The organism is Gordonia sp. NPDC003425, from assembly GCF_053588635.1.
The window spans coordinates 306,734-316,220 of record NZ_JBSFQI010000001.1; the positions used below are offsets into that span (position 1 = coordinate 306,734).

The 9,487-nt window shown below is 67.8% G+C and carries 13 protein-coding genes; 4 read left to right on the top strand and 9 right to left on the bottom strand.

Annotated elements, in window-relative coordinates:
* Positions 1-44 precede the first annotated feature (44 nt).
* From ACWDTD_RS01560 to ACWDTD_RS01575, 4 genes are all read right to left on the bottom strand, one after another.
* Positions 45-440: a hypothetical protein gene (locus ACWDTD_RS01560; protein WP_449745291.1), complete on the bottom strand. Its 396-nt coding sequence runs from the start codon at positions 438-440 to the stop codon at positions 45-47.
* Between the two features lie 64 nt (positions 441-504).
* Positions 505-1,023: a cupin domain-containing protein gene (locus tag ACWDTD_RS01565; protein WP_449745292.1), complete on the bottom strand. Its 519-nt coding sequence runs from the start codon at positions 1,021-1,023 to the stop codon at positions 505-507.
* Complete coding sequence (locus ACWDTD_RS01570) at positions 1,020-1,871, bottom strand: NmrA family NAD(P)-binding protein (RefSeq protein WP_449745293.1); 852 nt, start codon at positions 1,869-1,871, stop codon at positions 1,020-1,022. The genes ACWDTD_RS01565 and ACWDTD_RS01570 overlap by 4 nt, the downstream gene beginning before the upstream one ends.
* Positions 1,868-2,524, bottom strand: coding sequence for a TetR/AcrR family transcriptional regulator (locus tag ACWDTD_RS01575; protein WP_449745294.1), 657 nt, complete (start codon positions 2,522-2,524; stop codon positions 1,868-1,870). The genes ACWDTD_RS01570 and ACWDTD_RS01575 overlap by 4 nt, the downstream gene beginning before the upstream one ends.
* Before the next feature lie 167 nt (positions 2,525-2,691).
* On the opposite strand from ACWDTD_RS01575, the gene hisN reads away from it, so the two are divergent.
* Both hisN and ACWDTD_RS01585 read left to right on the top strand, forming a co-directional pair.
* Positions 2,692-3,507 (top strand): histidinol-phosphatase, encoded by an 816-nt coding sequence (gene hisN, locus ACWDTD_RS01580; protein WP_449745295.1) that lies wholly within the window; start codon positions 2,692-2,694, stop codon positions 3,505-3,507.
* A 121-nt stretch (positions 3,508-3,628) separates the two neighbouring features.
* On the top strand, positions 3,629-4,027 hold the full coding sequence (locus ACWDTD_RS01585) for a VOC family protein (RefSeq protein WP_449745296.1): 399 nt from the start codon (positions 3,629-3,631) through the stop codon (positions 4,025-4,027).
* 12 nt (positions 4,028-4,039) lie between these two features.
* On the opposite strand, the gene ACWDTD_RS01590 is transcribed toward ACWDTD_RS01585, so the two are convergent.
* Entirely contained in the window at positions 4,040-4,699 is a 660-nt protein-coding gene (locus tag ACWDTD_RS01590; RefSeq protein ID WP_449745297.1) for an MBL fold metallo-hydrolase, read from the bottom strand.
* A 65-nt stretch (positions 4,700-4,764) separates the two neighbouring features.
* The gene (locus ACWDTD_RS01595) at positions 4,765-5,262 is read right to left on the bottom strand and encodes a DUF2752 domain-containing protein (protein ID WP_449745298.1); all 498 of its coding nucleotides are present in this window, start codon (positions 5,260-5,262) and stop codon (positions 4,765-4,767) included.
* Between the two features lie 138 nt (positions 5,263-5,400).
* Here ACWDTD_RS01595 and ACWDTD_RS01600 point away from each other — a divergent pair, with 138 nt between their 5' ends.
* Together ACWDTD_RS01600 and ACWDTD_RS01605 are read left to right on the top strand one after the other, a co-directional pair.
* Complete coding sequence (locus ACWDTD_RS01600; RefSeq protein WP_449745299.1) at positions 5,401-6,780, top strand: acyl-CoA dehydrogenase family protein; 1,380 nt, start codon at positions 5,401-5,403, stop codon at positions 6,778-6,780.
* 28 nt (positions 6,781-6,808) lie between these two features.
* The gene (locus tag ACWDTD_RS01605) at positions 6,809-8,026 is read left to right on the top strand and encodes an acyl-CoA dehydrogenase family protein (protein ID WP_449745300.1); all 1,218 of its coding nucleotides are present in this window, start codon (positions 6,809-6,811) and stop codon (positions 8,024-8,026) included.
* Between the two features lie 4 nt (positions 8,027-8,030).
* Here ACWDTD_RS01605 and ACWDTD_RS01610 read toward each other — a convergent pair whose 3' ends face one another.
* The 3 genes from ACWDTD_RS01610 to ACWDTD_RS01620 are packed head-to-tail and all read right to left on the bottom strand — an operon-like array spanning position 8,031 to position 9,476.
* Positions 8,031-8,567, bottom strand: coding sequence for a universal stress protein (locus tag ACWDTD_RS01610; protein WP_449745301.1), 537 nt, complete (start codon positions 8,565-8,567; stop codon positions 8,031-8,033).
* Positions 8,568-8,598: 31 nt separating this feature from the next.
* A complete protein-coding gene (crcB, locus tag ACWDTD_RS01615) occupies positions 8,599-8,967 on the bottom strand; it encodes a fluoride efflux transporter CrcB (RefSeq protein WP_449745302.1) in 369 nt (122 codons plus the stop codon).
* Entirely contained in the window at positions 8,964-9,476 is a 513-nt protein-coding gene (locus ACWDTD_RS01620; RefSeq protein ID WP_449745480.1) for a fluoride efflux transporter FluC, read from the bottom strand. The genes crcB and ACWDTD_RS01620 overlap by 4 nt, the downstream gene beginning before the upstream one ends.
* Between the last annotated feature and the right edge of the window lie 11 nt (positions 9,477-9,487).

Below are 9,487 nucleotides of genomic sequence, written 5' to 3' on the forward strand. Positions count from 1 at the left end.
CGACGCCGGCGCCGAGCGACGCGTCCTGGCGACGTCAGCGGCGGTCAGGCGGCGGGGGGCGGGGGTGTCGCGGGCGGCTCGGCCACCGGTGGCGGTGGTAGCTGCCCGAACTGCCAGGTGGTACTCGCCTTGCCCGGCTTGTACACCACCGGCTGATCCGAACCGATCTGCGGCCACGGCTGCCCGTCGTCGAGGACCAGCTGCCCGTACACCTCGGTCGGGTTGGTGCCCGGGCCGACGATGGTGCCCGACACGGTGCAGAATGCCTGGCCCTTGCTGTCGGGTTCCGGGCGTTCGGACACCCCGGTGACCGTCAGGGTGCCCTGCGCGTAGCCGGCTCCGCTGCCCTTCATGCCGCCGATTCGGCGGCCGCGGAACTGCATGATCATGGCGACAGCGAGGACGGCGAGCAGCACGGTGAAGGTCACGGTCATCCACATGCGCCCCACCCTACCGGGGTGTGACCGGCATTTCGGTCGACGCCGGTGCGCGCGACCTGGTGTTTCAGCCGACGAACTCGGTGCGGTACTCGACCGCCAACCGCGCCGAACGCTGCCCGCGTTCGGCGATCTCGTCGTCGGAGAGTTCCGGCGGGGGTGCCGACGGCCCGTCCACGCGATCGCCCACCCTGAGGAAGAACTCGTCTTGGCCGGCCGGAGCGCACATGCACAGCATGCGCGCAGGAGCGCCCGACGAATTGTGGAAGTTGTGCGGGGCGTTGGCCGGGATGTTGACGGTAGATCCCGCGCGAACGGTGGTGGTGGCACCGCGAAAAGTGAAGTCGATCGCACCGGACACGACGGTGAACATCTCCTCGAAATCGTGGCGATGCGGCGGGGGGCCGCCACCATCGGGGATCTGCATGTCGATCAGGCAGTACTTCCCAGCAGTCTCCCGTCCGGTGATCAGCATCGTGTACGTGTCGCCGGCCAACGAGATCCAGCCGGCCGCAGGGGCGTCCGCATCGACGACGGTCAGTTCACGCCGCGGATCGTCGGCGGGTATCGCGAGTGACTCGGTCATGGCCAGCGTCCGTTCGTTGAGGTCGACAGTTCGGTGAAGAAGGCGGAGAGCGTTCGCGGAGCCCGTTCGAGGACCGCCGTCGCGGTGACCGCAGTGCTGATCAGTCCGGCGGTGTCGTAGTGGGCGAACATAGCGCGCATCGGCGGCGACACGTCGGGTAGGTCGTCGGGATCGAGGCGTTCGGCGCGAATCGCACGGCCACTCGCCCGACTCATCAGGTCAGCGAGGTCGTTGCGGTCCAATTGGCCGTCGGTGGCCATCTCGTAGGTGCCTCCGAGGAGGCGGTCGCCGGTCATCGCGAGCGCCACCGCGTCGGCAATGTCGCGATAGTCGATCCGCGAGAACCGCGTCGTGACCGACCAGGGTTCGGCGAACACCCCGGTCGCGGCCGCCCGGGGAAACCCGGCGGTCAGATTCTGGAAGAAGAGCGCGGGCTGGAACACGACGTACTCCATGCCCGAGTCGTAGAGGGCGCGTTCGACCGGAGCCTTGGCCGAATGGTTCACCAGATCGAGTGTCGGATGGATCACCGACGAGAACACGAACCGGCCGACGCCCGCGGATGTGGCCAGGTCCACCATCCGGACGCCGAGGTCGGCTTCGTCGTCGATGAACGCCGGCGCGATGTAGAACACCGCGTCCACTCCGTCGAGAGCTGCCCGAAGACTGTCCGGGTCGGTCAGGTCGCCCACGGCGATCTCGGTGGCGCCGCGTGTCCGTGCGAGGTCGGCGCGTCCTGCGTCGCGCACCAGTCCGCGCACCCGGACACCGGCGCCGGCAAGCGACGTGACGACGTGACCGGCGGCCGATCCGGATGCTCCCACGACGAGTGCTGTATCCGCGTTCACGCGCCGACCTCCGCCAGGCGCTCAGGTGCGGGAGCCAGGCCGGCGAGGTAGATCGCCGCTTGGCGTCGCAAGTGCCCCGACAGCACATCACCGGCCGAAAGAGTATGCGCGAGAAGGGCTCCGAAGGTGATGATGTCGACGGCGGTCACGTCGTCGCGGACCGTGAGTTCGCGTCGGCCTCGGTCGAGCACCGCGTCGACGGCGTCGCGGATGGCGCGCTGCGTGGATCGGGCGTGTTCACTGAGCCCCGTCGGTCCGCCGTGCAGCGGAAGCAGCAATTCGTGACGATGCTCGACCGTCGTCTCGAAGAACCGGCCGAGCGCCGCGATGGCCGGCACCGCAGGATCGTCGGCCTCCTGGATTGCGCGTAGCGCCAGCTCGAATGAGCGTTCGGTGAGTGCGCTGAGCAGCGCATCGCGGGTCGGGTATCGACGATAGAGGGTGCCCACACCGACGCCGGCGGCCTCGGCGATGGCGGCCATCGACACCTCGCGGCCTTGGCGGGCGAACATCGCCACCGCGGCGGCCAGGACTCGCTCGCGGTTGGCCGCGGCGTCGCGACGCAGCGGACGCTCGGGCTGCTCAATCGCGTCGAGCGGTGCGTGTGGATCGCGTGACCGTTCGGGGACGGGGGTGGTCGCGGTGACCATCATCGCTACCTCCTCGTGAATCGGGTCAATCAAGTGGTAGGGAAACTCTCACTTCTTACTTTGTACCGCTGCTTCTTGGAAATTATCTGTGCTAGTGCCCTATTAACCGGACTGAAACATCCACTTTGATGGATCTTCGTCGCGTAAACACGAGCCGATAGGCTGACGACGTGTTCCCCACCGACCTCGCCCGCGACCTCGACCTCGCCCTGTCACTCGCCGAATCCGCCGACGACCTCACCATGAGGCGCTTCGGAGCCCTCGACCTCGACGTGAGCGAGAAGCCGGATCTGACGCCGGTGTCCGACGCCGATCTGGCATGTGAACGCCTGATCCGTGAGCGGCTGGCCGCCGACCGGCCGGGCGACGAGGTGCTCGGTGAGGAGTTCGGCGGCGACGCGACGATGACCGGCCGGCAGTGGGTCGTCGACCCGATCGACGGCACCAAGAACTTCGTCCGCGGCGTGCCGGTCTGGGCCACACTCATCGCGCTGCTCATCGACGGTGTTCCCGAGGTGGGCGTGGTGTCGGCGCCCGCGCTGCGCCGACGCTGGTGGGCTGCCCGCGATCACGGCGCCCACGCCTGCTTCGACGGCGGTGAGCCGAGGCGGATCACGGTGTCGCGCGTTGCCGACCTCGCGTCGTCGAGTCTGGCGTTCTCCAGCCTGTCGGGCTGGGCCGACCGCGGACTGCGCGAACGGTTCATCGACCTCACCGACCGGGTGTGGCGGGTGCGCGGCTACGGCGACTTCTTCAACTACTGCCTCGTCGCCGAAGGGGCGGTGGACATCACCGCCGAGCCGGAGGTGTCGCTGTGGGACCTCGCGCCGCTGGACATCCTGGTCCGGGAGGCGGGGGGCCGGTTCACCGCCCTGGACGGGAGTCCCGGCCCCGGCGGCGGCAGCGCGATCGCCACGAACGGCCTGTTGCACGACGAGGTGCGGGCCGCCCTCGCGACCACAGAGCCCTCCGGTCGGCCAGGGTGACCGGTGACCGGCGGGACAGATCGTGCCTGGCGGATTGGCCAGTGTGATCGCAGACCCGGGTCCGCCGTGCAGCGGGTCGGCCTAGTGTCCGCGGTACCTCAGCACGTCAGGAGTACTCGCCATGCCGGAGTTCCCAGGGTTGACTCATGTCGCCATCACCGTGACCGATTTGCCCGCGAGTACCGAGTGGTACGCGCGCCTGTTCGACGCCGAACCCGTCCTCGACGAGGATGAGGAGTCAGGCACGTTCCACCACACCGTGTTCGCACTGGGCGGCGGGGCGCTGTTCGGTCTGCACACCCACCACGGTGCCGCCGCGAGCGGATCGTTCGACGAGCACCGCACCGGCCTCGACCACATCGCCTTCGCCGTGGGTCGTGACGAACTCGACGGTTGGCTCACGCGTCTCGACGAGCTCGGTGTCAAGCACTCAGGCGTCAAGCGCGCCCACTACGGTTCGGGCATTTCCTTCCGCGACCCCGACAACATCGCGCTGGAGTTTTTCGCACCCCCGGCCTGAGGCGCCCCGCCCTCAGACCTCGGCGGCCGTCTCCGTGTCGAGGACGGTGAACTCGGTGCCCGCGGCCTTCATGTCCGCCAACCGCCCATAGTGGATGCCGGTTCCGGCGTCGGACAGGATGGCCTGATGGATGGGCACCGCCACCCGTGGCGCCATCGCGCGTAGGTAGTCGACGGACTCGCTGAGCTTCATCCACGGAGCCGCCGACGGCAGTGCCAGGACGTCGATCTTCTCGAACGGGATGTAGAAAGAGTCGCCGGGATGCATGAAGCGGCCCTGCTCGGCCGCCGTGTTCAGGACGTAGGCCACGTTGTCGACCACCGGGATCTCGGGATGGATCACCGCGTGGCGGCCTCCGGTGAATCGCGCGGTCACCGCCCCGATCTCCACCTGCTGACCGGCGAGGGCGGCGGTCCACTCGCCGGCGACGTCGTCGGCGTTGAGTTGCGCCGCGGTCTGCGGGTCGGCGTAGCGGATCGCCTGCGGGTTGGCGGCGATCAGGTCCGGCAGCCGCGCGACGTCGCAGTGGTCGGGATGCTGGTGGGTGATCAGGATGGCGTCGAGATCGCCGACGCCCTCGAATCCGTGGGAGAAGTTCCCCGGGTCGAACAGGATGCGCGAACCCTCGAGTTCGACGAGTACGCAGGAATGACCGAAGTGGGTGATCTGCATGTCCCCACTGTGGCACCGGCACGGCACCCTCGCCAGGTGCCGACGGTCACGCCACCTCGACCGGTTCAGGCAACCCGGGGAAACAGGCCCCAACCGAATCCGGCGTCCACGCCACGGGCCACGCCGTAGATGATCCAGACCGCGACCAACGCGATCACCACCCGGGTGAGGGCAGGTGTCGCCCACCGCCGCACCGCTCCCCGACCCTTCACGAGCGTCCAGCCGGCAAGTCCGACGGCGATCACCGTGACCGCCAACGTGATCGGGCCGAACAGGTTGAATGCGAATGCCCGCCCCACGTCGCCGTGCATCAGATTCACCCAGCTCCGGGTGAGACCGCATCCGGGACACGGCAGTCCCGTCGCCACCCGGAACGGACACAGTTCGGGCCCGTGGTCGGCGCCGTAGGGGGTGATGATGCACGCCGCGGCGAGCGCCGCGACGCCCCCCGCCACGACCAGGCCGGCACCCACGCGCGATGCCGCAGCCGGGGATGCGGGCGGCGCCGAGTACGGCGACACAGTCGTTCCCGTCACGCGGTCGGCGCCCTGTTCGGTGGTCACCGGACAAGACTATCGCCGCGTCGTCGCCACCGGCATCGACCAACTGCGTGACAATGTTCTTACCGAGTAGTAAGGTGTCTTCTTACTGACGAGTAAGATAACGCTCGAACGCCCCGCCCGCCCGAGAAATGGTGACCAATGACGACTCACACCGAACCCCGTGACACCTCCGCCGTCGGCAAGAACCCGCACAAGCGCAGTGCGATCGGCACCGCGATGCGAGTTCTGACCACGGTGACCGGCTCCGACTTCGCCGAGAAGTACAAGATCCGCGAACCGCTCAACCGCATCGCTTACCAGGGCACCAAGACCGGTTTCCAGACCCTCGGCGCCGCCAACCGCGCGTTCAAGACGGTGCAGGGAGGCGGGGGCAGCGCCAAGCGGCTGACCACCACGCCCAAGGACTACTTCGACCTCACCCCCGACGACGAACAGCAGATGATCGCCGAGACGGTGAAGGAATTCGCCGAGGAGATCCTGCGTCCGGCCGCCTACGACGCGGACGCCAACGCCGCCGCACCCGCCGACATCCTCACGCGCTCGACCGAACTCGGCATCACGATGATCAACGTTCCCGAGGAGTTCGAGGGCGCGGCGTCCGAGCGCGGTGTGGTGACCAATGCGCTCGTCGCCGAGGCGATGGCCTACGGCGACATGGGACTGGCACTGCCGCTGCTGGCACCGAGCGGTGTGGCCACCACCCTCACCAACTTCGGCAGCGACGCCCAACAGAAGACCTACCTCCCCGATTTCGCCGGCGAGGATGTGCCGCAGTCGGCGGTCGTCATCGCCGAGCCGCGCGCACTGTTCGATGCATTCTCGTTGCAGACCAAGGCAACCCGGGTGCCCAGCGGCTATCGCCTGAACGGCGTGAAGTCGTTCGTGCCGGCCGCCGGATCGTCGGAACTGTTCATCGTCGGCGCACAGCTCGACGGTCGTCCGGCACTGTTCATCGTCGAATCCGATTCCAAGGGCCTGATCGTCGAGGCCGATCCGGGCATGGGTGTACGCGCCGCCGGGATGGGCCGCCTGCTGCTGCAGGATGTCGCCGTACCGGCGTCCTCGCTGCTCGGCAGCGACACCGGCGAGGCCGGTGAGGCCGCGTTCGCCGCCTACCGCGACGTGGTGCGCCTGTCGCGACTGGGCTGGTCGGCGCTGGCCGCCGGCACCGGCAAGGCCGTGCTCGACTACGTGATCCCCTACGTCAACGAGCGCGAGGCGTTCGGCGAGCCGATCTCCAACCGCCAGGGCGTCGCCTTCATGGTCGCCACCATGGCCACCGAAATCGACGGCATCCGTCTGGTCACGCTGCGCGGTGCGTCGCGGGCCGAGCAGGGCCTGTCATTCGCCCGGGAGGCGGCGCTGGCCCGCAAGCTGACCATCGACAAGGGCCTGCAGATCGGCCTCGACGGCGTCCAACTGCTCGGCGGCCACGGCTTCACCAAGGAGCACCCGGTGGAACGGTGGTACCGCGACCTGCGTGGCGCCGGCATCGGAGAGGGCATCGTCGTCCTCTGACGACGACGATCTGTGAGGAACATCTGACATGGCAATCAATCTCGAGCTTCCACGCAAACTCAATCCCACCATCGATCAGGCCCACCAGGCCGCAGCGGAGATCTTCCGCCCGATCTCGCGCAAGTACGACCTCGCCGAGCACTCCTATCCCGTCGAACTCGACACTTTGGCGAGCTTGTACGACGGGCTCGCCGCGACCGGCCAGGCCGGTGCGGGCGCCGACGGTGGCCGCAGCCAGAAGAAGAAGGAGACCCCGGCAGGGGTGAACGTCAACGGCGGCAACATGCAGTCGGTGATGAATGTCATCGAAACCTGTTGGGGCGACGTCGGTCTGACGCTCAGCATGCCGTACCAGGGTCTGGGCAATTCGGCGATTGCCGCCGTGGCCACCGACGATCAGCTCAAGCGTTTCGGCAAGGTGTGGGCAGCGATGGCGATCACCGAACCGAGCTTCGGCTCCGACTCGGCGGCCGTGTCCACCACCGCCACTCTCGACGGCGACGAATACGTGATCAACGGCGAGAAGATCTTCGTCACCGCCGGATCGCGGGCAACCCACATCGTGGTATGGGCCACCGTGGACAAGAGCCTCGGACGCGCCGCCATCAAGAGTTTCGTGGTTCCGCGTGAGCATCCCGGGGTCGAGGTGGTGCGTCTCGAGCACAAACTCGGCATCCGCGTCTCCGACACCGCCGTGATCCGTTTCGACAATTGCCGAATCCCCAAGGAAAACCTGCTCGGTTCGCCCGAGGTGGACACCAAGAAGGGCTTCGGCGGGGTCATGCAGACCTTCGACAACACCCGGCCGCTGGTCGCGGGCATGGCCGTGGGCGTCGCCCGCGCCGCGTTGGAGGAGCTGCGCCGGATTCTGGAGGAGGCGGGTATCGAGATCGATTACGACAAGCCCGCCGCCGATCAACCCGCCGCCGCGGCCGAGTTCATCCGGATGGAGGCCGACTACGAAGCCGCCTATCTGATGACGATCCGGGCGACCTGGATGGCCGACAACAAGGAGCCCAACTCGCTGCAGGCATCGATGTCGAAGGCCAAGGCGGGACGCACCGTCACCGACATCACCAACAAGGCCGTCGAACTCGCAGGGACACTGGGCTATTCGGAACGTCTGCTGTTGGAGAAGTGGGCACGCGACTCCAAGATCCTCGACATCTTCGAGGGCACACAGCAGATCCAGCAGCTGATCATCTCACGTCGAGTGCTGAACAAGAGCAGCGCCGAACTGAAGTGAACGGTCACCGCGGCACCGGGGTCACCAGGCCGATCCCCTCGACCTCGGTGTCGGCGGGCACCAGCAACAGCGGCACCTTGCGTCGCCCGATGAGGCGATGCGCCACCGACTGCCCCAGCACGGAGTCGAGATAGGACATCACCCCACCACGCGGGCTGCCGACCACGATCATCATCGACGCGTACCGATCGGCCACCACACCGAGAAGGTCTGCGGCGGAACCATGTCCGCTGTGATACGTCCACGACGCGGCCAGCCCGTCGAGAAGCTCACGCGCGGTCCGGGCCTCGGCCGAGACATTCTCCCGATACTCGCGCTCCCAGTCCGCGACGTCGGGGTCGATCGGCGCGTCGTCGAGGTCGACGATGTGCACCACGTGGACGTGGGCGTCGATCGCGGCGGCCAACATCACCGCGTATCTCATCGCGGCCAGGCTCGAGGGGTGCCGGTCCCAACCGACCACCAGGTTGGCCCGCTGCGCAACCCGCGGCGGCGGGCCGGCCACCCGCCGTCGCAGCGGCCCTTCTGTGTCACTGTCCATCGGTGTCACTGTCCATCGGTGTTCTCCGTTCTCAGATTGTCCAGGCCAATACGAGGCCCAGTGCGCACGCGGCCACCGACCCGACCAGTGTGCCCGCGACGTTGACGACGAACATCAGCGACCGCCGCTGCTGTGCAAGCCGCACCGATTCGAAGCTCGCCGTGCTGAATGTCGTGAAACCGCCACAGAATCCGGTGCCCACCACAGTCTGCACCTCTGCGGGAATCGCGTGATAGATCACCAGTCCGGCGAGCACGCCGAGCAGAAACGAACCCGACAGATTGATGCCGACCGTCGCGAACGGAAAGGTCGTCGACCGCCACCGTTTGACCGAACCGTCGACGACGAACCGCGCGAGGGCACCGAGCGCGCCGGCGATCAGCATGGCGACGACGATCATTCGACCTCCCCGGGACGCACCCGACGAAGCGCGGCCGCCGCCCCGATCCCGAGCCACGCGCCGATTATGCCGAGCATCACGCTCGTCACCGCGTAGGCCACCGCCGTGGGTGTGGCGCCGTGATGGGACAGCAGCGAGGTCTCCAGCGCGAACGTGCTGTAGGTGGTGAACGCCCCGCACAGCCCGGTACCGGCGAACAGTCGCATCCGGCGGCGCCAGCCGCTGTCGTCGCCGAACAGGGCAAGCCCTTCCAGCAGCCCGCCCAAGACGAAAGCCCCGGCGAGGTTGATCCCGAAGGTCGCCCACGGCCACGCGGTGGGACCCGTGGGGGCAAACGCCTCCTCGAGCACATATCGCAGGCCGGTGCCCACGATGCCGCCGGCGAACACCCAGGCCAGCGCACCCGGCCGAAAATGTAAGGGCCGCTCGGCATCCGGGTCGGTGGGCAGCCCGGACGCCACGGGCACATCGGGCGAGATGTCGGGTTCTGGGATATCGGGTTCTGGGATATCGGGTTCTG